Origin of the sequence: Limnobacter sp. (assembly GCF_043511195.1) — a bacterium.
Taxonomy (GTDB): domain Bacteria; phylum Pseudomonadota; class Gammaproteobacteria; order Burkholderiales; family Burkholderiaceae_B; genus Limnobacter.
In genome coordinates this window covers 2,635,209-2,657,344 of sequence record NZ_CP121330.1, presented here as the reverse complement: position 1 = coordinate 2,657,344, position 22,136 = coordinate 2,635,209, and the positions used below count along the sequence as shown (strand labels likewise).

Annotated in this window: 22 protein-coding genes and 1 tRNA gene; 18 read left to right on the top strand and 5 right to left on the bottom strand. The window is 51.9% G+C overall.

Annotation, left to right across the window (positions count from 1 at the left end):
- Positions 1-10: 10 nt before the first annotated feature.
- From P0D43_RS12685 to P0D43_RS12665, 5 genes are all read left to right on the top strand, one after another.
- The gene (locus P0D43_RS12685) at positions 11-1,810 is read left to right on the top strand and encodes an MFS transporter (RefSeq protein ID WP_341237005.1); all 1,800 of its coding nucleotides are present in this window, start codon (positions 11-13) and stop codon (positions 1,808-1,810) included.
- Between the two features lie 199 nt (positions 1,811-2,009).
- Positions 2,010-3,974 carry a PrkA family serine protein kinase gene (locus P0D43_RS12680; protein ID WP_341237004.1) on the top strand — a complete coding sequence of 655 codons (1,965 nt, stop codon included), beginning with the start codon at positions 2,010-2,012 and terminating at the stop codon, positions 3,972-3,974.
- A 28-nt stretch (positions 3,975-4,002) separates the two neighbouring features.
- Positions 4,003-5,259 carry a YeaH/YhbH family protein gene (locus P0D43_RS12675; RefSeq protein ID WP_341237003.1) on the top strand — a complete coding sequence of 419 codons (1,257 nt, stop codon included), beginning with the start codon at positions 4,003-4,005 and terminating at the stop codon, positions 5,257-5,259.
- 11 nt (positions 5,260-5,270) lie between these two features.
- Positions 5,271-6,737 (top strand): SpoVR family protein, encoded by a 1,467-nt coding sequence (locus tag P0D43_RS12670; RefSeq protein ID WP_159571210.1) that lies wholly within the window; start codon positions 5,271-5,273, stop codon positions 6,735-6,737.
- Positions 6,727-7,704: an aminotransferase class I/II-fold pyridoxal phosphate-dependent enzyme gene (locus P0D43_RS12665; RefSeq protein WP_394672568.1), complete on the top strand. Its 978-nt coding sequence runs from the start codon at positions 6,727-6,729 to the stop codon at positions 7,702-7,704. The genes P0D43_RS12670 and P0D43_RS12665 overlap by 11 nt, the downstream gene beginning before the upstream one ends.
- Here the strand turns inward: P0D43_RS12665 and P0D43_RS12660 are convergent.
- From P0D43_RS12660 to P0D43_RS12640, 5 genes are all read right to left on the bottom strand, one after another.
- Positions 7,701-8,168, bottom strand: coding sequence for an RDD family protein (locus tag P0D43_RS12660; protein WP_341237001.1), 468 nt, complete (start codon positions 8,166-8,168; stop codon positions 7,701-7,703). The genes P0D43_RS12665 and P0D43_RS12660 overlap by 4 nt on opposite strands.
- Positions 8,169-8,213: 45 nt before the next feature.
- Positions 8,214-8,630: a DUF3106 domain-containing protein gene (locus P0D43_RS12655; protein ID WP_394672567.1), complete on the bottom strand. Its 417-nt coding sequence runs from the start codon at positions 8,628-8,630 to the stop codon at positions 8,214-8,216.
- Between the two features lie 26 nt (positions 8,631-8,656).
- Positions 8,657-9,145 carry a DUF3619 family protein gene (locus P0D43_RS12650; RefSeq protein ID WP_341237000.1) on the bottom strand — a complete coding sequence of 163 codons (489 nt, stop codon included), beginning with the start codon at positions 9,143-9,145 and terminating at the stop codon, positions 8,657-8,659.
- Positions 9,142-9,702: an RNA polymerase sigma factor gene (locus P0D43_RS12645; RefSeq protein ID WP_341236999.1), complete on the bottom strand. Its 561-nt coding sequence runs from the start codon at positions 9,700-9,702 to the stop codon at positions 9,142-9,144. Before P0D43_RS12645 ends, P0D43_RS12650 begins: the two co-directional genes overlap by 4 nt.
- Positions 9,703-9,921: 219 nt before the next feature.
- Positions 9,922-10,053, bottom strand: coding sequence for a hypothetical protein (locus P0D43_RS12640; protein ID WP_256366122.1), 132 nt, complete (start codon positions 10,051-10,053; stop codon positions 9,922-9,924).
- Positions 10,054-10,093: 40 nt separating this feature from the next.
- Here P0D43_RS12640 and P0D43_RS12635 point away from each other — a divergent pair, with 40 nt between their 5' ends.
- The 13 genes from P0D43_RS12635 to P0D43_RS12575 all read left to right on the top strand — a co-directional run bounded on the left by P0D43_RS12635 (position 10,094) and on the right by P0D43_RS12575 (position 22,085).
- Positions 10,094-11,806 carry an acetolactate synthase 3 catalytic subunit gene (locus tag P0D43_RS12635; RefSeq protein ID WP_341236998.1) on the top strand — a complete coding sequence of 571 codons (1,713 nt, stop codon included), beginning with the start codon at positions 10,094-10,096 and terminating at the stop codon, positions 11,804-11,806.
- A 16-nt stretch (positions 11,807-11,822) separates the two neighbouring features.
- Entirely contained in the window at positions 11,823-12,314 is a 492-nt protein-coding gene (ilvN, locus tag P0D43_RS12630) for an acetolactate synthase small subunit (protein WP_159571189.1), read from the top strand.
- A gap of 38 nt (positions 12,315-12,352) precedes the next feature.
- Positions 12,353-13,369: a ketol-acid reductoisomerase gene (gene ilvC, locus P0D43_RS12625; protein WP_159571186.1), complete on the top strand. Its 1,017-nt coding sequence runs from the start codon at positions 12,353-12,355 to the stop codon at positions 13,367-13,369.
- 176 nt (positions 13,370-13,545) lie between these two features.
- A complete protein-coding gene (locus P0D43_RS12620; protein ID WP_394672566.1) occupies positions 13,546-14,190 on the top strand; it encodes a phosphatidylserine decarboxylase in 645 nt (214 codons plus the stop codon).
- Positions 14,191-14,192: 2 nt separating this feature from the next.
- Positions 14,193-15,011: a CDP-diacylglycerol--serine O-phosphatidyltransferase gene (gene pssA / locus P0D43_RS12615; protein WP_159571182.1), complete on the top strand. Its 819-nt coding sequence runs from the start codon at positions 14,193-14,195 to the stop codon at positions 15,009-15,011.
- A 108-nt stretch (positions 15,012-15,119) separates the two neighbouring features.
- Positions 15,120-16,661 carry a 2-isopropylmalate synthase gene (locus P0D43_RS12610; protein WP_159571180.1) on the top strand — a complete coding sequence of 514 codons (1,542 nt, stop codon included), beginning with the start codon at positions 15,120-15,122 and terminating at the stop codon, positions 16,659-16,661.
- A gap of 122 nt (positions 16,662-16,783) precedes the next feature.
- A complete protein-coding gene (rpsO, locus tag P0D43_RS12605) occupies positions 16,784-17,047 on the top strand; it encodes a 30S ribosomal protein S15 (RefSeq protein ID WP_008251166.1) in 264 nt (87 codons plus the stop codon).
- Between the two features lie 132 nt (positions 17,048-17,179).
- Positions 17,180-19,324, top strand: a complete 2,145-nt coding sequence (gene pnp / locus P0D43_RS12600) for a polyribonucleotide nucleotidyltransferase (protein WP_159571178.1) — start codon at positions 17,180-17,182, stop codon at positions 19,322-19,324.
- Positions 19,324-20,364 (top strand): NAD(P)H-quinone oxidoreductase, encoded by a 1,041-nt coding sequence (locus P0D43_RS12595; RefSeq protein WP_394672565.1) that lies wholly within the window; start codon positions 19,324-19,326, stop codon positions 20,362-20,364. Before pnp ends, P0D43_RS12595 begins: the two co-directional genes overlap by 1 nt.
- Positions 20,361-21,146: a triose-phosphate isomerase gene (gene tpiA, locus P0D43_RS12590; protein ID WP_394672564.1), complete on the top strand. Its 786-nt coding sequence runs from the start codon at positions 20,361-20,363 to the stop codon at positions 21,144-21,146. The genes P0D43_RS12595 and tpiA overlap by 4 nt, the downstream gene beginning before the upstream one ends.
- Positions 21,147-21,153: 7 nt before the next feature.
- Positions 21,154-21,516 (top strand): preprotein translocase subunit SecG, encoded by a 363-nt coding sequence (secG, locus tag P0D43_RS12585; protein WP_159571171.1) that lies wholly within the window; start codon positions 21,154-21,156, stop codon positions 21,514-21,516.
- A 36-nt stretch (positions 21,517-21,552) separates the two neighbouring features.
- Positions 21,553-21,638: transfer RNA gene (locus tag P0D43_RS12580), tRNA-Leu, on the top strand.
- Positions 21,639-21,725: 87 nt separating this feature from the next.
- Positions 21,726-22,085, top strand: a complete 360-nt coding sequence (locus P0D43_RS12575; RefSeq protein ID WP_159571168.1) for an NADH-quinone oxidoreductase subunit A — start codon at positions 21,726-21,728, stop codon at positions 22,083-22,085.
- The last annotated feature ends 51 nt before the right edge of the window (positions 22,086-22,136 follow it).

Below are 22,136 nucleotides of genomic sequence, written 5' to 3'. Positions count from 1 at the left end.
TGCTCAATGCATGGCAATTCAATTGATTCGTGACAAACGATTTGGTGCTTTCTTCTGGACGCAGTTTCTCGGTGCGTTCAACGACAATCTTTTGAAGTTTGCCGTCACGCTTGCCGTCACTTACAACGATGCACTTCGCGGCAGTTTTTCACCCGGTTTGTTGATCAACCTGATCGCTGCTTTGTTCATCCTTCCATTCGTATTATTTTCGGCCACCAGTGGGCAGCTTGCCGACAAATTCGACAAAACCAAAGTCATGCGTTTGGCCAAGTGGTTAGAACCCCCCATTGTTTTGATCACCGCAGCTGGCTTTCTTCTGAACTCGGTTGAACTGCTCATACTCGGTGTGTTTTTACTGGGCACACAGTCTGCATTTTTTGGCCCCGCAAAATACGCTTATTTGCCCGAACAACTCAAGTCCAGCGAACTGGTCATGGCCAATGCCTTGGTAGAGTCCGCCACCTTCATGGCTATTTTGCTCGGCACCATTGCAGCGGGCAGCTTGATGAGTCAAGACGCAGGCAATCTTGCCGTTTACATCGTCTGTGGATTTGGTTTTGTGGTGGCTTTGATGGGGGTTTATCAAGCCAGGCAAATGCCACTAACGCCTTCGCACTCACCCGACTTGAAAGTGAACTGGAACCTGTTCACAGAGACCTGGCGCAACGTGCGTTTCGCCACCAATTTGCCCAAGGTGTGGCCAGCCTTGTTGGGCATTTCATGGCTTTGGTTTGTGGGTGCTACTTATTTGACCCAGTTTCCGCTGTTGTCGAAAACCCTGCTCAACGCAAGTCCGGGTGTGGCCACAGTGTTGCTGTTTGCATTCACGGTGGGCCTGGGTATTGGCGCATTCCTCTGCGAGAAGTGGTCGCGCAAACGCATTGAAATGGGTTTGGTGTTGTGGGGGCTGGTCGTGATGATTGTTGCTGGCGGCCTGTTGCACTGGGTATTGGTGGCTTATCAAACCAATCCCGATCAGCAAACCGTGGTGGCTTTCTTTGGTCAATTGCACAATTTGTCTGTGCTGGGCCTTTTTGTGCTGATCAGCATTGGCGTGGGTTTATACAGCGTGCCCTTGTACGCCACCATGCAGGCCTTTGCACCCAAGGAAAGCCGCTCGCGCGTGGTGTCGGCCAATAACATTATCAATTCCTTCTTTATGGTGGTGTCTGCAGGGTTTGCAATTGCAATTTTGTTGGCAATGAAAGGTGAGGTGCTTTGGGTATTCACCGCGGTCACTGCAATCAATGTGGTGGTTTTGGGTTTGTGGTTGTTCAAGCAGCCCTATGTGGTGCTGCGTGCCCAGTTGCTTTTGAAAGTGCCGGGTCGGCAGTTGCCACGCATTGAAAATATGGACCATGTGGGCGATTCAGGTGGCAGCCTGATCGTGTTTCCAACCTTGCTTCACGAAAACTATTTGCAGCGCATGGCCGGCTTGCCCATAGAAATGACTGTGGTGCTCTCCGGGCGCCTGAAGCCTTCCCGATTTGTGAACCGATTGCGCAAACATGGCTTCGTACTTGAATTCAGCAAGTTGTCTGAAATTGATACCCAGAAGGAATTAATCAAGGCGATTGCGTTACATATACAACAAGGCAAGTCAATTGCCATCGACAAACCCATGTTTGAGTTGCTGCGCAAGCAGTATCGCCTTGATGACATGCCCGGCGTGTTGGCCAAAAAGGGTGTGGTCATGAATGTGCTCGAGTTTCTGGAAGAGCAGGGGCAACAAAAATTTGAAAAAAGTGCAATTTCTCAAACGGTCTGGCGTCTAAATAAAAGGGAAGCTCTAACCGCTTCAGGGGTTTAATGCCCCAATCGATAGGGAGATAGTGGGAACGGCATGGTTAACCTGAAAGTGTTGCAAGCACCAAAACAGCACAAAAATGTAAATAAATAAGCTGGCTTGTTTTTTGCAACTTTTTCGGAAGATGAGATTGATTGCTTTGGGCGCGAAATAGGTTCACGGCCGAAGTAAAAGGCAAAGAAGCGTTGTGCAGGAGGACATCATGAACACAGAGCTTGAACCGCGTGATTTGAATTCCAGCGAATCTGACATTTTTGGTCAGTTTCAGTCCCGTTTTGCAGCTTTGCAGCAAACCGAGATGAGCCTCGAAGAATACCTCGACCTGTGCAAAGCCGACCCGCTCACCTACGCCAGCGCTGCCGAACGCATGTTGCACGCCATCGGCGAACCCGAAGTGATCAACACCCGCCACGATCCACGTCTGTCCCGAGTTTTTGCAAACCGTGTGGTGCGCCGTTATCCCTCGTTCAAAGAGTTTTACGGCATGGAAGAAGTGATTGAAAACATCGTCGCTTATTTCCGCCATGCCGCACAGGGGCTCGAAGAACGCAAGCAGGTGCTTTATCTGCTTGGCCCTGTCGGCAGTGCCAAATCCTCTCTGGCTGAGCGTCTGAAAGCGCTGATGGAGCAGCAGCCCATTTACGCGCTCAAGGGCTCACCCATTAATGAGTCGCCACTGGGCTTGTTTGATCCAGTTCAGTTTGGCGCTTCACTGGAAGACAAATACGGCATTCCACGTCGTTACCTAACCGGTATTGCCAGCCCCTGGGCCACCAAACGCCTTGACGAATTCGGAGGCGACCTGCGCAAGTTCCGGGTGGTCCGCCTGATGCCTTCGACTTTGAACCAGATCGCGATCAGCAAGACCGAGCCTGGTGATGAAAATAACCAGGACATTTCTGCCTTAGTGGGCAAGGTCGACATTCGCATGTTGAACCAGTTCAGCCAAGACGATCCCGATGCTTACAGCTTCAGTGGTGGTTTGTGTTTGGCCAACCAGGGTTTGCTTGAATTTGTGGAAATGTTCAAGGCACCCATCAAGATGCTGCACCCCTTGCTCACCGCCACGCAGGAACGCAACTTCAAAGGCACGGAAGGCTTTGGCTCCATTCCCTTTGACGGCATTATTTTGGCTCACAGCAACGAATCTGAATGGCAGCAATTCCGTAACAACAAAACCAACGAAGCGTTTCTTGATCGTGTCTACATCGTGAAGGTGCCGTATTGCCTGCGTGTATCCGAAGAAGTGAAGATTTACGAGAAATTGCTGGAACATTCTTCCCTGAACAAGGCAGCCTGCGCACCGGGAACCCTGAACATGATGGCGCAGTTCAGTGTGTTGACTCGCCTGAAAGAGCCTGCCAACAGCAACCTGTTCAGCAAGATGCGCGTGTACGACGGTGAGAACCTGAAAGACGTCGATCCGCATGCCAAACCAATTCAGGAATACCGTGATCAGTCCGGGCCCGACGAGGGCATGAATGGATCATCCACGCGTTGGGCTTACAAAGTGTTGTCCAAGGTGTTCAACTTTGACCACCATGAAGTGGCTGCCAACCCAGTACACCTGTTGTATGTGCTGGAGCAGCAAGTCATTAAAGACAACCTGCCCGAGGAACAAACCCGCAAGTACCTTGATTTCATCAAGAGCTACTTGACACCCAAGTACGCAGAATTCGTGGCCAAGGAAATTCAAACAGCCTATCTGGAGAGTTACAGCGAGTACGGGCAAAACCTGTTCGAGCGTTATATTCAGTTTGCTGACAAGTGGATTCAGAACGAAGAATTCCGCGACCCGGCCACGGGACAAATTTTTGATCGTGACTCATTGAACGAAGAGCTGAACCGCATTGAAAAACCTGCGGGTATTGCCAATCCCAAAGACTTCCGCAATGAGGTGGTCAACTTTGTGTTGCGTGCACAGGCCAGCAATTCCGGCACCATGCCCGCATGGACGAGTTACGAAAAGTTGCGCGAAGTGATCGAGCGAAGCATGTTCTCGAAAACTGAAGACTTGCTGCCCGTGATTTCTTTCGATCACAAAGGATCCAAAGAAAGTCAGGAAAAGCATGAAAACTTCGTGGACCGTATGGTGGCCAAAGGTTATACCGAGAAACAGGTTCGCCTGTTGGTAGAGTGGCATTTGCGCGTGAAAAAGGCGTCTTGATCACGCAAAAAGCATAAAGGAGTTTGCCATGGGCGATTCAACCATTATTGATCGCAGGCTCAACGGCAAAAACAGAAGCTTGCCCAATCGCGAGCGCTTTATTCGGCGTTATAAAACACAGCTGAAAAAGGCGGTCGCTGACGTGGCTGGTGAGTCATCCATCTCCGATGTCAGCGGAGACGGACGTGTGAAAGTGCGGATTCCCACTCGGGAAGTGTCCGAGCCCACTTTCATTTTCGGTCAGGGTGGCGATGTGGAGCATGTGGTGCCAGGCAATCGCGACTTTGTGCCAGGCGATCGAATTCCAAGGCCCAGTGGCGGTGGTGAAGGGCAGGGTGGCGGAAAACCTGGCAAGGGCGAGGGCGAAGATGGTTTCACCTTCGTGTTGTCTCGTGAAGAGTTCTTGAATCTTTACTTCGATGACCTGGAGTTGCCTGAACTGTTGAAGCGTGAAATTTCCTCGGTAAAGCGTATGAAAAGCCGCAACGCTGGTTATTCACGCACGGGCGCACCCACCTCGCTTTCTGTGTTGCGCACCATGAAGGCCTCACTCATGCGCCGAGTCGCGCTTGAGCCTCGCGACGAAGAGGATGAAGAGGAAGACGAAGAAAAGGGACAGCTCGATTTGCTGGAGGATCCCAAGAAAAAACCTTATGTGCCCTTTCTCGACGAAGTCGACTTGCGTTATCGCAATCGCGTAACGTATCCCGAGCCGTCAACCAATGCCGTCATTTTCTGTCTCATGGACGTGTCTGCCTCCATGGATGAGGCCAAGAAAGATTTGGCCAAACGCTTTTATACCTTGTTGTATCTGTTCCTTACTCGCAAATATGAAGAGGTGAAGCTGGTTTTCATTCGCCACACCGATGAAGCCGAAGAGGTCAGCGAAGAAGACTTTTTCTACGGCAAAAAAAGTGGTGGCACCGAAATCATGCCTGCCATGGAATTAATGCATCACATCATCGAAACCCGCTATCCCGGCAGCGCATGGAATGTGTACGTGGCGCAAGCCTCTGACGGTGACGCCACCTCGCGCGACGCGCGGGCCAGCGCGGAGTATCTCTCTTCCAAAATCATGCCGCATGTGCGTTACTACGCATACGTGGAAACCATGCCTACACCCATGTTCGGCATGGCCCGTGCGTCCGATTTGTGGGAAAGTTTTGAACGTCTGGAAGACAGCTTTGCCGGGCACTTTGCCATGCGCAAGTTGTTCAACCGCCGCGACATTTACCCTGTGTTTCGTGGCTTGTTTGAGAAGAAAGAAGTCGCCTTTGGGCGCTAGGAGTAGCAACAATGGCCCAACAACTTGACTTGGCCGGCAATGAGTGGACATTTGATCTGCTGCGCGACATTGACACGCAGCTGCACGACATTGCTGCCAACCAATACAAGCTCGACACCTTTCCCAATCAGATCGAAGTGATCAGCGCCGAGCAAATGCTGGATGCCTATTCCAGTGGCGCCATGCCGGTGATGTATCCACACTGGAGCTATGGTAAATCTTTCTCGGTGAATGAGCATCTCTATGAAACAGGTCAGCAAAACCTGGCCTACGAGGTGGTGATTAACTCCAACCCCTGCATTTCCTACCTCATGGAAGAGAACACCATGACCATGCAGACCTTGGTCATTGCGCATGCCTGTTATGGGCACAATTCTTTCTTCAAGGGGAACTACCTGTTCAGGCAGTGGACCCAGGCCGACGCCATTATCGATTACCTGGTGTTTGCCAAAAAGTACGTCATGGAATGCGAAGAAAAGTACGGCATCGATGCGGTAGAGGAAGTACTGGATGCAGCACATGCCATCCAGCATTTCGGCGTAGATCGTTACAAGCGTCGATTTGAGTCAGAGGCCTCGCTGAAAGTAAAACGTGATGACCTTGCTGAAGAAAAGCGTCGGCAGTATGACGAAATCATGGCCAAAGTATCGCCTGTCGAAGCCGCTCAAATTGAACGCCGACAAGACAACTACCCAAGAGAGCCCGTTGAGAATATTTTGTACTTTATCGAGAAGGAAGCCCCCAAACTTCGCGATTGGGAACGTGAACTGGTGCGCATTGTCCGCAAGATGTCCCAGTACTTTTACCCACAGGGGCAGACCAAAGTCATGAACGAAGGGTGGGCCAGCTTCTGGCATTACACCCTGCTGAATACCCTTTACGACGAGAAGTTGGTGTCCGATGGATTCATGCTGGAGTTCCTGACCTCGCACACCAATGTGGTATTTCAACCCGATTCCCGCGATGGGCGTTTTCGTGCCTTGAACCCCTATGCATTGGGTTTCGCCATGTTTAGCGACATTCGCCGCATGTGCGAAAAACCCACCGAAGAGGACAAGCGCTGGTTTCCTGAATTGGCCGGCAGCGGCAACTGGTTAAAGGCGGTTGACTTTGCCATGCGCAATTTCAAGGATGAGTCGTTCATTCGTCAGTTTTTATCACCCAAGGTGATTCGTGATTTCCGTTTGTTTACCATCGCAGATCACAAAACTGAAAGTGACTTGTTTATCGACTGTATTCACAACGATGAAGGCTACAAACGAATCCGCACCCTGTTGGCCAACCAGTATTCACGCGAAAGCATGGTGCCCGACATCCAGGTGACTTCCTATGCACGCATGACAGATCGGTCATTAACGCTGACCCACATGAGCCGCCGAGGAAGACCACTGAACATTGATGAGGCCGAGAAAACACTGGCCCAAGTGGAGCGTTTGTGGGGATTTCCTGTGCTTCTGGAAACCTCGGATGCGCATTGAAACCCAAGTCAAGCATCAGGCAAAGCTTGATCTCTCTGGCTCTGTTGCGCCGTTTGAGCTTGAGCTGCCAGACATGCCTGCTTCTGTATGGGCCAGTCCCGACCTGTTGCGGTCGCGGGTTCATCTTGAAGCGGCACGTTTTTTTGAGTGCGAGTCAGTTCTGGCGGTTACAGGCATAGGCAGCGGGATCTCCGCGCTTGCACGCTTGTTTCAAACTTGGTACGGGTCGATGCGGGTGGTCTTGGCCGAGCCCAGTTTCGATCAGTGGGACAAACGCTTTCGCAGAGCAAATCATGTTGTGCTCGATTGGCCCGTGGAACTGGTGCTCGAAGGCGAAATTCCAGAGTGCGATGTGGTGGTGTTGGGGCGCCCGGTTAACCCAAGCTGCCAAATGATCACGATTGCCCAAATCAAGCCACTTGCACGAAAGCTTCGGGAACAGGGCGGTTGGCTTATCCTGGACGAAGCCTATCTGGACTGGACCGGAGAAGAGTCCTATGCCTCCTTTATCGAAGCCGAACCCGCCATTGTGCTTCGCTCCGTGGCACCTTTTTCTGGTTTGGCAGGTGCAAACCTGGCATTTGTGTGTGGCCCCAAGGCCGTGTGTACAGCGCTGCTCAACGAGGTCGGTACTCAAGCGGTGTCATCGCCGCAATGGTGGCTGGCGCTGCAATATTTTGCTGCCGAAGGCTGGAGAGCAGCGCAGTTGATTCGACTCGATGCAGTGTGCAAAAGGCTGGAGTCGCTTTGGCGAGTTCGATTGGACGAGCAGGTTCAAATTCGCAAAGGTGGCTACTACATCAGTTTTACCCACCCGAAAAATGAACAGTGGGCGACCGACCTGGAACACATGGGAATTCTGGTGCGAACCTACCCCACAGAGGACTGTATTTTGCGTTGTGGCGTACCGCGGTCGGAGGACGATTGGCATCGCCTCGAGAACGCGGTCAATTCGCTTGGTGACTAGTTGTGGCGCATTACTTCTTCAATGCCGCGTTCCCGTGGCTTGGTTGAAACCAACAGTGTTTTTGCCAAGCGGTCTTGGGGAAATTGCCCGTTTTTGTCGAAAAACGAATAAATGAATGCAATGCCTGTCAGGTTGAAAAACCAGCAAAGCACGTAGCGCAGCATGGCTTGCGCCAGCCCAACTCGTTCGCCGTTTTCTTTGACCAAACGAATGTGCCATGTTTTCATGGCCAGGGTTTGGCCGCCATGGCGCCAAAACCACACAAAATACAAGCCCAGCACTGCGAAAAACCACCACTGGCGAGCATCCCGCAGGTACAGCGCATGCCGGCTTTGGGTGAGGGTGTCGAAAAAGTAGCCTGCAATGAACAAAACGCCGAACAACAGCATGCTTTCATACAGCATGCTGGCAAGTCGGCGTTTTCGGCTGGGGCTGATCAGCCCGTTGTTGAGTAGTCGTTCCATTTCGTCATTTTATCGCTGACGCGCATTGGAAATGGAGCGGGGGTTTTAATTCAGCGAGGGTTTGTTGCTTTTTCCCTTGAATTCATCGAGCTGTTTTTTGTCCAGGCTTTGATAGCTGTTCCAGCTTGAGTTTCGCTCACCTTGGCGTTTTTCCTTCAAGGCCTTGTAGTTTTCACGAGCAGCCGCTTTTTCTCTGGGGCTCAGTTCGCTCCAGCTGCTTACCCGTTCACGCATAATGGCCTGGCGCTCGGCTGGTTCACTTTCGTATTTTCGACCTACTTTCAGCCAGCGTTCTTGCTGTGCGTTGGTCATTGAGTTCCAGTCGTTCTGCAGGGGAGAGAGCAATTCCTGTTGTTTGGCCGACAATTTCGACCAGTCGGTCGCAGCCAAAGCCTGACCACTTTGCAGACTCAGCACCAAAAGCAAGCCCAAAGTCATCAATCCGGAATAGAGTCTAATCATGATCGTACCCCTCAATCCTTAAAATGCTAGATCGACGTAGTGAAGTCGGCGGGTAGTGAATCCATCCATTGTTCAATTCCGTCTTCAGCCGGAATTGCATTTTTTTTCTGCAATTCAGTGGCGTAATTGATGAATCCAGGATCCAGGTAGGCGTCTGGCGGAAGGTCATCGGACAAAATAGCGGCGTCCAGATCGGCTGTTTCCGAAATACGAGCATCTGAGTTTTCCAGGCCAAACTGCGCCACACCGAACGCGGCACCCGCAATAAATAGTGCGCTGACCGCCATGGACAGGGCTGGGCGATTAAACCACTCGGAAAACTGTTGAAATAAACCACCGATTGGGCCGGCACCGGTCTGTTTGGATTTGACTGCACTGCCGTGTTTTTCGGCGTGCAGTTGCACCGATTGGGCGATTGCAAGATTCAAGCGTTCTTGGATATGGGGCGGAACTTGACATGCCGACTCATCAAGTAGCCTTTTTACTACATTTGCGGTTAGCCGATCTTCATTCATTCCCGAAACCCCTGTTGCCTCAATACCAGTGCCAATGCCTTTGTCGCTCTGGAGCAATGTGTTTTCACACTGCCTTCCGAGCATCCCATGATCTCTGCAGTTTCTGCCAAGTCCATCTCTTCCCAATAACGCAAGATGAATGCCTGGCGTTGACGCTCCGGCAAATTTGCGATGGCTTCTTCGATGGCGGCCATATTTTGTGACTGTTCAATTTCGTCCTGGGCGCTCGCGTTCTGAGATTCATCCTGTGCGAGAAGGTTCTCAAGCACGTCGTAATCTTCTTCATCTTTCTTCTGAAAGCTTGAAAACAGGGTCGTCCAGGTATTTCTGACCTTCTGGCGTCGGTGGTAGTCCAAGACCGTGTTCTGCAAAATGCGGGTAAACAGCATTGGCAGTTCTTCTTTGGGCTTGTCGCCATACTTGTCGGAAAGCTTCATCATGCTTTCCTGCACCAGGTCCATCGCGCTTTCTTGGTTTTTAACGGCAAAAAACGCCTGGCGATAAGCCCGGTGCGACACCTCTTTCAAAAAGTCCTCTAATTCTCGCGTGCTTGCCATAAATGTGTGTGTCGAGGTGGTGTCAGAGGGGTTTGGGGGTCGAGGCGAGAATGATTCGCAATATTTAACAATACGGCATGATATCAAAGCCGCAGGCTTTTTTCTTGACCCACGGCGGGCTTCGCACTAAGATCTCGTTCTACCCTGTTTTTGTCTCTAGTTAATCAACATACCCTTGTTGTTTTAGCGAAAGACGCGCTAGGGCGCTGAACTTGTAGTTCAGAAGCCCATGGCCAACCTGCCCGACATAATCGGGTTGTGATCGCCAGCGCTTTGCGACATGTCCATACCCACAAGGTTGTTCATTTTCAAAAAGCCTGTGCCCCACGGCAATGCGATCCAGGAAGGCATCCGACCAATGTCCCGTGGATTTTGTCAGGATTTTTTTAAAATGGAATATACCGGCGCGGAAATCGTTGTCAAATGTCTGGAAGAAGAGGGCGTCAAGCACGTTTTCGGTTACCCAGGCGGAGCAGTACTCTACATCTACGATGCCATCTTCAAGCAAGACGGCTTCGAACATATTCTGGTACGTCACGAACAAGCTGCAGTTCATGCAGCCGATGCCTATTCGCGCTCAAGCGACAAGGTGGGTGTTTGTCTCGTTACTTCAGGCCCCGGCCTCACCAATGCTGTAACCGGCATTGCCACTGCCTACATGGATTCAATTCCCATGGTGATTTTGTCTGGTCAGGTGCCCACGCACGCGATCGGTCAGGATGCATTCCAGGAATGTGACACCGTGGGTATTACACGCCCTTGCGTTAAGCACAACTTCCTTGTGAAAGATGTGAAAGACCTCGCGCGTGTCATGAAAGAAGCGTTTTACATCGCCCGTACAGGTCGCCCAGGCCCAGTACTGGTGGATATCCCCAAAGACATCACCATTCACAAAACCGCTTTTGATTACTCTGAGCCCGTGAAAATGCGCTCGTACAACCCCGTGGTCAAGGGCCACCAGGGTCAAATCAAAAAAGCCGTGCAAATGATTCTGGAAGCCGAGCGACCCATGATCTATTCCGGCGGTGGCGTTATTTTGGGCGATGCATCTGCTGAACTGACACGTTTGGTTGAATGGGTCGGTGCACCTTGTACCAACACCCTGATGGGTTTGGGCGCATTCAAGGCCAGCGACAAGAAGTTCATGGGCATGCCAGGCATGCACGGCACTTATGAAGCCAACCTTGCCATGCAAAACTGCGACGTGTTGATCGCCGTGGGTGCCCGTTTCGACGATCGAGTCATTGGTAACCCAAAAGATTTCGCGTCCATCCCCCGCAAAATCATTCACATCGATATCGATCCGTCCTCAATCTCCAAGCGCGTCAAGGTGGATGTGCCTATCGTGGGCAACATCAAAGACGTGCTGGTTGACCTGATCCAATTGCTTGAAGAAAGTGGCAAGCGCGTTGATCAAGGCAAGCTGCAGGGCTGGTGGGAACAGGTTGAGAAATGGCGTGGCCGCAAGTGTCTGGACTACGCAAAGTCCGACGAGTTGATCAAGCCACAGTTCGTGGTTGAAAAGCTGTGGGAAGTCACCAATGGTGATGCCTTTGTGACATCCGACGTGGGTCAGCACCAAATGTGGGCTGCTCAGTACTATCGCTTCGACAAGCCGCGCCGCTGGATCAACTCGGGTGGTTTGGGCACCATGGGCGTGGGCTTGCCTTACGCCATGGGTGTTCAAATGGCCAACCCCGATGCGCAAGTGGCCTGTATTACGGGTGAAGCGTCTATTCAGATGAACATTCAGGAATTGTCCACCTGCTTCCAATACCATTTCACACCGAAAATCGTGAACTTGAACAACCGGTATCTGGGCATGGTTCGCCAGTGGCAGCAGCTCGATTATGGCTCACGCTACTCTGAAAGCTACATGGATGCACTGCCTGACTTCGTCAAGTTGGTGGAAGCGTATGGCCACATCGGCATGCAGATCACCAAGCCATCCGATGTCGAGCCCGCCCTGCGTGAGGCGTTTGGCAAGTACAAAGACCGTTTGGTGTTCATGGACTTCATCACCGACCGCACCGAGAACGTGTGGCCCATGGTGAAGGCTGGCAAGGGCTTGTCCGAAATGCTGCTGGGTTCGGAAGAACTTTAACAAGGAGATGGCAAATATGAGACACATTATTTCCGTTCTCCTCGAGAACGAACCAGGTGCGTTGTCCCGCGTGGTGGGGTTATTTTCTGCCCGCGGATACAACATTGAAACCCTGACCGTTGCCCCCACAGAAGACGAAACCATGTCACGCATGACCATTGTCACTGTCGGTTCCGATGACATCATCGAGCAGATCACCAAACACCTTAACCGCTTGATTGAAGTGGTTAAAGTGGTTGATCTAAGTGATGGTGCGCATATTGAACGTGAGCTGATGCTGGTAAAATTGCGTGCAGTTGGCAAAGAGCGTGAAGAATTGAAGCGCACTGCGGATATTTTCCGTGGCCGCATCATTGATGTCACCGAGAAAAGCTACACGATTGAGTTGACTGGCAACAAATCCAAGCTGGATGCATTCTTGGACTCGATCGATCGCACCGCCATTCTGGAAACAGTCCGTACGGGCAGTTCCGGCATTGGCCGCGGCGAACGAATTCTGCGCGTCTGAAAGATGAATTTAAATACCTGAATCAAAAGGAAAATGACATGAAAGTTTATTACGACAAAGACGCGGATCTTTCCCTGATCCAGAAGAAGAAAGTATCCATCATTGGTTACGGTTCACAAGGTCACGCCCACGCACAAAACCTGCGCGATTCTGGCGTAGAAGTAGTTGTTGGTTTGCGTAAAGGCGGTGCATCCTGGTCCAAAGCTGAAGGTGCTGGCTTGAAAGTGAAAGAAGTGGCCGACGCGGTAAAAGAAGCCGACGTGGTCATGATTTTGCTGCCCGATGAAAACATTCCCGACGTGTACAACAAGGAAGTTGCTCCAAACATCAAGCCTGGTGCAGCTTTGGCTTTCGCCCACGGCTTCAACGTGCATTACAACCAGGTTGTACCCCGCGCCGACATCGACGTCATCATGATCGCCCCCAAAGGTCCAGGCCACACCGTGCGCTCTGAATACCTGAAAGGTGGTGGCGTGCCTTCACTGATCGCGATTTACCAAGACACCACTGGTAACGCACACGACATTTCCCTGGCCTATGCAGCAGCCAACGGCGGCACCAAGGGTGGCGTAATCGAGACCAACTTCCGCGAAGAAACAGAAACAGACTTGTTCGGTGAGCAGGCTGTGTTGTGCGGCGGTGCGGTTGAGCTGGTAAAAGCCGGTTTCGAAACTTTGGTTGAAGCAGGTTACGCACCTGAAATGGCTTACTTCGAATGCTTGCACGAGCTGAAGTTGATTGTTGACCTGATGTACGAAGGCGGCATTGCCAACATGAACTACTCCATTTCCAACAACGCGGAATATGGCGAGTACGTAACCGGCAACCGAGTAATCGCCGACCAGGCCCGCGCAGCCATGAAGGAATGTTTGGCCAATATCCAAAACGGTGAATACGCCAAGCGTTTTATTCTGGAAGGCAAAACCAACTATCCAGAAATGACTGCTCGTCGTCGTTTGAATGCGCAGCACCCCATTGAAATCGTGGGCGCGCAGTTGCGCGGCATGATGCCTTGGATCAGCAAAAACAAGTTGGTTGACCAGTCCAAGAACTAATCTGCCGCTTGACTGCTTTACGGAAAACCCACAGTCTGAAAGTGCTGTGGGTTTTTTGTTTTCTGGCCAAATGGGGGTTCACTTCGGATTCTTATTGAGCAATTCGCACAAAACTTACCGCACTTGGTCATTTTGGCTTATAAAATCTGCACTATAACCATTCACAACAAAGAGCTATGAACTACCCACATCCCATCATTGCCCGCGAGGGTTGGCCTTTTCTTGCAATCGTTGCTGTTTTGGCGCTTGCCCTTCAGTCTTTTGGCCTCACGTTTCTATCGGTCGTGGCGTGGATTCTGTTCATCTTTGTCCTGCAGTTTTTCCGTGATCCTCCCCGTTACATTCCCGCACAGAAAAATGCGGTTGTGTCGCCAGCAGATGGTCGCATCGTTGCTGTTGAGCGCGTAGAAGATCCTTACGCCCAGCGTGAAGCCTTGAAAATTTCCGTGTTCATGAATGTATTCAATGTGCACTCCAACCGAATTCCAATTGGTGGTGAAATCAAGTCAGTGGATTATTTCCCCGGTTTGTTTGTGAATGCAGACCTGGACAAGGCGAGTACCCAAAATGAGCGCAACGCAATTGTGATTCACACTGAAAGTGGCGCTACCGTAACTGCTGTTCAGGTTGCCGGCTTGATCGCGCGTCGAATTCTTTGTTACGTCAAACCCACAGAGGCTGTTGAGAAAGGACAGCGTTACGGATTTATTCGTTTCGGTTCCCGTGTCGATGTTTATTTGCCAACTGATTCAGTGCCCAAAGTGGCAATTGGCGACAAGGTTTCAGCTTCGTCAACCGTGTTGGCCGGGTTGGTGTCCTGATTATGCGATTCAAGCGGAATAAAAACCGTTTTGGAGCACCGCGCGCGTTTTCAAACGCGGCTTCGCGCCCGGCAGGCAAGCCCCACAAGGGCGTTTATTTGTTGCCCAACCTGTTTACCACGGCGGCTCTGTTTAGCGGTTTTTATGGCATTGTCATGGCCATGGGTCAACAATTCACTGCTGCAGCGGTTGCCATTTTCGCTGCCTTGGTACTTGACAGCCTGGATGGTCGAGTTGCCCGAATGACCAACACCCAAAGTGCATTTGGTGCCGAATACGACAGCTTGGCAGACATGGTGTCGTTTGGTGCAGCCCCAGCACTGATTATTTATGAGTGGTCGCTCAGCGGCATGGGCAAACTGGGTTGGGTTGCCGCTTTTGTTTATCTGGCAGGTGCCGCTTTGCGCCTGGCCCGTTTCAACACCAATGCGGCAGTCGTCGACAAAGCCTGGTTCCAAGGTTTGCCCAGCCCTGCCGCAGCGGCACTGGTCACCGGTTTTGTGTGGGTGATGGACGACGCCAAAATGGCAGGTGCCGAGTTGGATTGGTTGGCCTGGGGTATCACCTTCTACGCAGGTATTACCATGGTGTCCAACGTGCCTTTCTTCAGCGGCAAAGACTTCCATTTCCGCCGCAGTGTGCCTTTCTTGGTGCTGGCCTTGATTCCCCTCGTGTTTGCGCTCGTGTCCCAAGACCCGCCCAAGGTGTTGTTCGGCGTATTTGTGTTGTACGGTCTTTCTGGCTATGTCGTTTACCTGGTCCGGAAGGTGAAGGGGCAGGGCCTTAAGGGCATGGATATCGAAAGAGACGAACACTTTTAATTCGTGTCATTCAGGCCGGATACGCTGTATTCGGCCCTTCACGGGTTCCCCGCAATACCGCTTCACGCCTGCATTGTTGTATCCTTAGAACATAATCAGGAGAACAGCATGTCAGACCGCCTCATCATATTCGACACTACTTTGCGCGACGGCGAACAAAGCCCTGGCGCCTCGATGACCCGTGAAGAAAAAATCCGTATTGCCAAGCAACTTGAGAAGTTGAAAGTTGACGTGATCGAGGCCGGTTTTGCCGCCTCCAGCAACGGCGATTTCGAGGCGATCAAGTCCATTGCCTCGGTCATCAAAGAATCCACAGTGTGTTCTTTGGCCCGCGCCAATGACAAAGACATCATGCGTGCTGGCGACGCATTGGCTCCAGCTGAGCGCCGCCGCATTCACACCTTTATTGCCACTTCGCCTTTGCACATGGAAGTGAAGTTGCGCATGACGCCTGATCAGGTTTTGGAGCAGGCCGTCAAGGCTGTAAAGCTGGCCCTGCAGTACACCGATGATGTTGAGTTTTCGGCTGAAGATGGCTACCGCTCTGAATTGCCATTTCTGGCCAAAGTCTGCGAGGCCGTGATCAAGGCGGGTGCAAAAACCATCAATATTCCCGACACGGTTGGTTATGCAGTGCCTTCCTTGTATGGCGAATTCATGCGCGATCTTCGCACCATGACCCCAAATAGCGACAAAGCCGTCTGGTCTGTTCATTGCCACAACGACTTGGGCATGGCAGTGGCCAATTCTTTGGCCGGCGTGGCCATTGGTGGTGCGCGCCAGGTGGAGTGCACAATCAATGGTTTGGGTGAGCGGGCGGGCAATTGCTCCCTAGAGGAAATTGTCATGGCAGTTAAAACCCGCCGAGACTTCTTCAATATGGATGTGGGCATCGACACCACGCAAATCGTCTCGGCCAGCCGATTGGTCAGCAATATCACCGGCTTTGTGGTTCAGCCCAACAAAGCGATTGTGGGAGCCAATGCATTTGCGCATGCTTCCGGCATTCATCAGGATGGCGTACTGAAAGCCCGCCAAACCTATGAAATCATGACTGCTGAGGATGTCGGCTGGTCTGCCAACAAAATTGTGCTGGGCAAGCTGTCTGGTCGCAATGCCTTCAAGCAGCGTCTTGAGGCGCTGGGTATTGAAATGGAAAGCGAACAGGCTTTGAACGATACTTTCCAGCGATTCAAGGATTTGGCCGATCGCAAAGCCGAAATTTTTGATGAAGACATTCATGCCTTGGTGTCGGGTGATGGCGCTGGTGGCGAATCTGAACATTATCGCTATGTGTCTTTGGTCCAGCACTCCGAAACCGGAGAACGCCCCAAGGCAAGGGTGGTGTTCTCAATTGAAGGTCGGGAGGTCATTTCTGAAAGCCAGGGCAACGGGCCAGTGGACGCCACAGTGAAGGCCATCGAGGCTGAAGTGCAAAGCGGTGCTGAACTCTTGCTCTTCTCTGTCAACGGCATTACTTCCGGTACCACCGAGTCGCAGGGCGAAGTCACCATGCGCTTGCAAAAGGGTGGTCGAATAGTCAATGGCGTGGGGGCAGATCCCGATATTGTGGTCGCATCGGCCAAAGCCTATTTGTCAGCTTTGAACAAATTGCAGTCAAAACACGAAAAGTTGAATCCACAGGTTTGATTTTTACCGGTTTTCCCCTACAATAGCGGGTTCAGGTGACCACCTTTTAAAACGGGTGGTCTTTTTACACGGAACAGCGGTCTGAACAGTGGCTGCTAGTTCACGCAAGTGGAGTAATAAAGATGTCAGAAATCAATAAAGCGGCAATTCTCGCCGAATATCAACGCGCCAAGGGCGACACAGGTTCTCCCGAGGTTCAAGTAGCATTGTTGACAGCCCGAATCAACTCGTTGACCGATCACTTCAAGGCCAACGCCAAAGACCATCACTCACGCCGCGGTTTGCTGCGCATGGTGTCTCGTCGTCGTAAGCTGCTTGATTACCTCAAGCGCAAAAACGCAGATGCTTACCGCAACCTGATCAGCAGCTTGGGTCTACGCAAGTAATTGGTCGCTGCTACAAGCCGTTGATTTGACTCAAATGCCTGCAACCCCGGTTGTGGGCATTTGTGTTTTAAAACTGACGGGCTCTCGCATCCGGGTATTGGCCCGGCGAGATTACTAAAAGGAAAAGACAAAGTGTTTGAAATTCATAAAGAAACCTTCCAGTATGGTCAACACACAGTGACCCTGGAAACCGGTGAAATCGCCCGCCAGGCGGGTGGCTCTGTCATCGTAACCGTAGACGACACCGTCGTATTGGCCACTGTTGTAGCCGCCAAGTCTGCCAAACCCGGTCAAGACTTTTTCCCCTTGACCGTTGATTACGTTGAAAAATTCTATGCCGCTGGCCGTATTCCCGGTGGCTTCTTCAAGCGCGAAGGCAAGGGCACTGAACAAGAAACCCTGAATGCACGCCTGATCGATCGTCCGTTGCGCCCCCTGTTTCCTGAAGGCTTCTTCAATGAAGTACAGGTAACCTTGACCGTGATGTCGATCAACCCTGAAGTCAATCCAGACATTCCAGCCATGCTCGGCGCGTCTGCGGCACTGTCAATCGCTGGTATTCCTTTCAATGGCCCGGTCGGTGGTGCGCGCGTTGGTTACATCAACGAGCAGTACGTGCTGAACCCAACAGCCACACAGTTGAAAGACAGCAAGATGGACCTGATTGTTGCAGGTACCGAAGCTGCTGTGCTGATGGTTGAATCTGAAGCGCATGAGTTGTCTGAAGAAATCATGTTGGGCGGCATCATGTTCGGTCACGAACAAATGCAAACCGCAATCAATGCCATTCACGCGCTGACCGCCAAAGCTGGTAAGCCTGAATGGGACTGGAAAGCTGCACCTGCAAACGAGCCTTTGGTGGCTGCTGTTACCGAATTGGCTGGCGAGAAACTGGCCGCTGCTTACAAAATGACTGAAAAGCAGGCCCGTAGCCAGCGCCTGAAAGAAATTTCTGCTGAAGTGGCTGCTGAACTGCCTTCCAAGTTGACTGAAGAGCAGCGCGCTGGCATTACCAACGCAGACGTCAGCGACATCATGTTCGGCCTGGAAGCCAAAATTGTTCGCGGTCAGATCCTGAATGGCGAGCCTCGCATCGACGGTCGCGATACCCGCACCGTACGCCCAATCACCGTTCGCACCGGCGTATTGCCACGTGCCCACGGTTCCGCCTTGTTCACACGTGGTGAAACACAGGCTTTGGTGGTCACTACACTGGGTACCGGTCGTGACGAGCAAATGATTGATGCGGTTGCCGGTGAATACCGTGATCGTTTCATGTTCCATTACAACATGCCCCCGTACGCCACCGGCGAATGTGGTCGCATGGGTGCACCGAAGCGCCGTGAAATCGGCCATGGCCGTTTGGCACGCCGTGCAGTTGAAATGATGTTGCCCGCGCCTGAAGACTTCCAGTACACAATGCGTGTGGTGTCAGAAATCACTGAATCCAATGGTTCAAGCTCCATGGCTTCTGTGTGTGGCGGTGCATTGTCCCTGATGGACGCGGGTGTTCCCCTGAAGCAGCTGGTGGCTGGTATTGCCATGGGCTTGATCAAAGAAGACAACAAGTTCGCTGTTCTTACAGACATTTTGGGTGATGAAGATCACTTGGGCGACATGGACTTCAAGGTGGCTGGCTCTGAAAACGGTGTTACTGCGCTGCAGATGGACATCAAGATTCAAGGCATTACCAAAGAAATCATGCAAGTTGCATTGGCACAAGCTCGCGAAGGCCGCATGCATATCCTGGGCATCATGAAAGAGGCCACAGGTGGCAATGTGGGTGAGTTGTCTGCCTACGCGCCACGCATGATCACCATGAAGATCAATCCTGAGAAAATTCGTGACGTAATTGGCAAGGGTGGTGCAACCATTCGCGGCATTACCGAGCAAACAGGCGCAAGTATCGACATCAAGGAAGATGGTTCAATCACCATCGCCTCTGTTGATGGTGACGCAGGCGAGCGCGCCAAGAAGCTGATCGAAGACATCACGGCTGAAGTGGAAGTGGGTGCCGTGTACGAAGGCACCGTGCTGAAGCTACTCGATTTCGGCGCCATCGTCAGCGTATTGCCAGGCAAGGATGGTCTGTTGCACATCTCGCAAATTGCCAACGAACGTGTGAACACCGTTGGCGATTTCCTGAAAGAAGGCCAGGTTGTGAAGGTTAAAGTGCTTGAGGCCGATGAAAAAGGTCGCCTGCGCTTGTCCATGAAAGCCCTGTTGGCTCCCGAGGCTCCTGCTGAGCAGGCCGCCGAAGGTCCCAGCGAAGGTTAATGAGTACAGCAGCCCCGCAACTGCCTGTCAGTATGAGGGCAGTGGGAGTGAAGGCCCCCGGTGGTGTCGATCAGCTTGAGTTGATTGAATTACCGGTTCCTTCGCCCATGCCAGGTGAGGTGCTAATTCAGGTCAAGGCCGCCGGGGTGAATCGCCCCGATGTGTTGCAACGCCTGGGTTTGTACCCGCCACCCGCCGATGCCAATCCCAATTTGGGGCTGGAAGTGTCGGGCGTGGTTGTGGCTGTGGGGCAGGGCGTACCTGAAAGCCATTTGGGCGAACCCGTCATGGCTTTGTGCAATGGCGGTGGTTATGCGGAGTATGCATGCGTGCCCGCAAGGCAGTGCATGCAAATTCCCAAAGGTTTAAGTTTCACCGAGGCGGCCAGTTTGCCCGAGGTGTACATGACCGTTTGGCAAAACCTGTTTTTGAAAGGTGCTGCCAGGGCTGGTCAAACAGTATTGATTCATGGGGGCAGTAGTGGCATTGGCACCGCTGCCATCCAGTTGTGCAAGAAACATGGATTGCGCACTTTTGTAACTGTGGGCAGTCAGGAAAAAGCAGATTTTTGCACCGCTTTGGGGGCTGAAAGGGCCTACCTGTACAAAACCCAGGATTGGGAGCAGCAGGTGTTGCAGGATACACAGCAACAGGGTGTCGACTTGATTCTCGACATGGTGGCTGGCGATTATCTGAACAAAGATTTGAACTGCGCGAAACCGCAGGGCATGGTGATCGTGATTGCATTGCTGGGCGGACGTTTCGCCAATATTGACGCTGCAAAATTGATGACCAAACAAGTGGTTTTGACTGGAACTACCTTGCGGCCCCGTTCTGCTGAATTCAAGGCGGATTTGGCGCGGCAGGTCGAGCGGGAATTAATAGAGGGTTTTTCCGCGCAAGTGCTGAAATCGCTGGTGCAAGCCACTTTCACACTTGCTGATGTTGCCAAGGCTCACCAGTTGATGGAGTCAGGTAGCGCCTCGGGAAAAATTGTGCTCAATATCGAGAATCAAGAAAAGGAATCAGAAAGAGCATGAGTGAAACATCCAAACACAATTCAAGAAAGAAATTGGTGGCTGGTAACTGGAAAATGAACGGTGACTTCGACTCGAATGAGGCGCTTGTTCTTGGGTTCCTGCCCGAAGTAGACGATCAGGTTGATGTGTCTGTATTTTGCCCGTTTCCTTATCTGGCCCAACTAGGAAAGTTGCTGGAAGATCAGGCAGTTATCTTCGGTGCGCAGGATGTGTCAGCAAAATCCAGTGGAGCCTACACCGGCGAGGTGTCAGTCGAAATGCTGAAGGAATTTGGGGTCAAGCAGGTGTTGGTGGGCCACTCAGAACGTCGCCAGTACCACGCAGAAACCAGCGCGACTGTTGCACAAAAGGCGGTCGCGGCCATTCAAGGTGGCATCACACCGATTGTGTGTGTGGGTGAAACGTTGGCAGAGCGCGAAGCCGGGCAGGTAGAGGCTGTGATCGCCTCCCAATTGGATCCGGTTGTTGAGCATTGCTCGAAATTTGTTGAAAACGGCGCCTGGAGTCTGGTGATTGCCTATGAGCCGGTTTGGGCCATTGGCACTGGCGTTACGGCCAGTCCGGAGCAAGCGCAAGAGGTGCACGCCATGATTCGTGCCCGACTGAATGCCATGTTGGGGCCAGAAGTAGCCCAGAGCACCCGAATTTTGTACGGCGGAAGTGTAAAGCCGGGCAATGCAAGCGAGATTTTTTCAAAAGTTGACATTGATGGTGGCCTAATTGGTGGTGCAGCTTTGTCTTCTGATGATTTCTCTGGAATAATACGCGCCGCGAGAGGTTAAATAATTTATGAGCATATTCAATTCATTCTTGGTGATCATGCAGATCATCTCTGCAATCGCCGTTATCGTTCTGGTTTTGTTGCAGCACGGCAAGGGTGCAGACATGGGCGCAGCCTTCGGCAGCGGCTCATCTGGCAGCCTGTTTGGTGCAACTGGATCGGCGAATTTCTTGAGCCGGGCCACAGGCTTTTGTGCTACAATCTTCCTGCTTTGCACACTGGGTTTGGCCTTTTATTCAAGGGCTGGCGTTGAAGCGGAATCCGGTGGTGTAATGGAGGCCATTCAGGCTTCTCCAGTAGAGGGAACGGCAACCCCTACGGAGACCAAACCGGCTGAACCAAAAACGCCCGTGCAGGATATTCCAAAGTAATTTATTGCAAAGCAATTTATTGCGCTGCAATGATATGCCGACGTGGTGGAATTGGTAGACACGCTATCTTGAGGGGGTAGTGGCCACAGGCTGTACGAGTTCGAGTCTCGTCGTCGGCACCAAGGTTTAAATCAAAGCCGGTCTTGTACATAACGACCGGCTTTTTTTCGGGCTAATCGAAGGCTATTAGGGTTTACACGGGAGTCACAGTGAATTTAGAGTCTTATTTTCCAGTGTTAATGTTCATCCTTGTGGGGATCAGTGTCGGCGGTGGTGCCATGCTGGTTGGTCGTATCCTTGCCCCCCACCGCCCAGACGGGCAAAAACTTTCCCCCTACGAATGTGGTTTCGAGGCGTTTGAAGACGCCCGCATGCAATTCGACGTGCGTTACTACCTTGTTGCCATTCTTTTTATTCTGTTCGATCTCGAAATCGCGTTTCTCTTCCCCTGGGCTGTGGCTTACAGGGAAATTGGTCCTGTTGGTTTCTGGGCCATGATGATTTTCCTGGGTGTTCTGGTGGTGGGTTTCATTTACGAATGGACCCGCGGTGCGCTGGATTGGGAATAAATTGGCCAATAAGCGGGCTATTTACGGGCAAATGATCGCCCCACTTTCGTG

Excerpts from the sequence above, each read along its gene's own strand:
- ilvN (WP_159571189.1), top strand. The coding sequence starts at position 11,823 with ATGAGACACATTATTTCCGTTCTCCTCGAGAACGAACCAGGTGCGTTG.
- secG (WP_159571171.1), top strand. The coding sequence starts at position 21,154 with ATGAGCATATTCAATTCATTCTTGGTGATCATGCAGATCATCTCTGCA.
- P0D43_RS12595 (WP_394672565.1), top strand. The coding sequence starts at position 19,324 with ATGAGTACAGCAGCCCCGCAACTGCCTGTCAGTATGAGGGCAGTGGGA.
- P0D43_RS12685 (WP_341237005.1), top strand. The coding sequence starts at position 11 with ATGGCAATTCAATTGATTCGTGACAAACGATTTGGTGCTTTCTTCTGG.
- rpsO (WP_008251166.1), top strand. The coding sequence starts at position 16,784 with ATGTCAGAAATCAATAAAGCGGCAATTCTCGCCGAATATCAACGCGCC.
- P0D43_RS12650 (WP_341237000.1), bottom strand. The coding sequence starts at position 9,145 with ATGAATGAAGATCGGCTAACCGCAAATGTAGTAAAAAGGCTACTTGAT.
- tpiA (WP_394672564.1), top strand. The coding sequence starts at position 20,361 with ATGAGTGAAACATCCAAACACAATTCAAGAAAGAAATTGGTGGCTGGT.
- P0D43_RS12635 (WP_341236998.1), top strand. The coding sequence starts at position 10,094 with ATGGAATATACCGGCGCGGAAATCGTTGTCAAATGTCTGGAAGAAGAG.
- P0D43_RS12645 (WP_341236999.1), bottom strand. The coding sequence starts at position 9,702 with ATGGCAAGCACGCGAGAATTAGAGGACTTTTTGAAAGAGGTGTCGCAC.
- P0D43_RS12670 (WP_159571210.1), top strand. The coding sequence starts at position 5,271 with ATGGCCCAACAACTTGACTTGGCCGGCAATGAGTGGACATTTGATCTG.
- P0D43_RS12655 (WP_394672567.1), bottom strand. The coding sequence starts at position 8,630 with ATGATTAGACTCTATTCCGGATTGATGACTTTGGGCTTGCTTTTGGTG.
- P0D43_RS12665 (WP_394672568.1), top strand. The coding sequence starts at position 6,727 with ATGCGCATTGAAACCCAAGTCAAGCATCAGGCAAAGCTTGATCTCTCT.
- P0D43_RS12660 (WP_341237001.1), bottom strand. The coding sequence starts at position 8,168 with ATGGAACGACTACTCAACAACGGGCTGATCAGCCCCAGCCGAAAACGC.
- P0D43_RS12620 (WP_394672566.1), top strand. The coding sequence starts at position 13,546 with ATGAACTACCCACATCCCATCATTGCCCGCGAGGGTTGGCCTTTTCTT.
- P0D43_RS12610 (WP_159571180.1), top strand. The coding sequence starts at position 15,120 with ATGTCAGACCGCCTCATCATATTCGACACTACTTTGCGCGACGGCGAA.
- pssA (WP_159571182.1), top strand. The coding sequence starts at position 14,193 with ATGCGATTCAAGCGGAATAAAAACCGTTTTGGAGCACCGCGCGCGTTT.
- P0D43_RS12640 (WP_256366122.1), bottom strand. The coding sequence starts at position 10,053 with ATGCCTTCCTGGATCGCATTGCCGTGGGGCACAGGCTTTTTGAAAATG.
- P0D43_RS12680 (WP_341237004.1), top strand. The coding sequence starts at position 2,010 with ATGAACACAGAGCTTGAACCGCGTGATTTGAATTCCAGCGAATCTGAC.
- P0D43_RS12675 (WP_341237003.1), top strand. The coding sequence starts at position 4,003 with ATGGGCGATTCAACCATTATTGATCGCAGGCTCAACGGCAAAAACAGA.
- ilvC (WP_159571186.1), top strand. The coding sequence starts at position 12,353 with ATGAAAGTTTATTACGACAAAGACGCGGATCTTTCCCTGATCCAGAAG.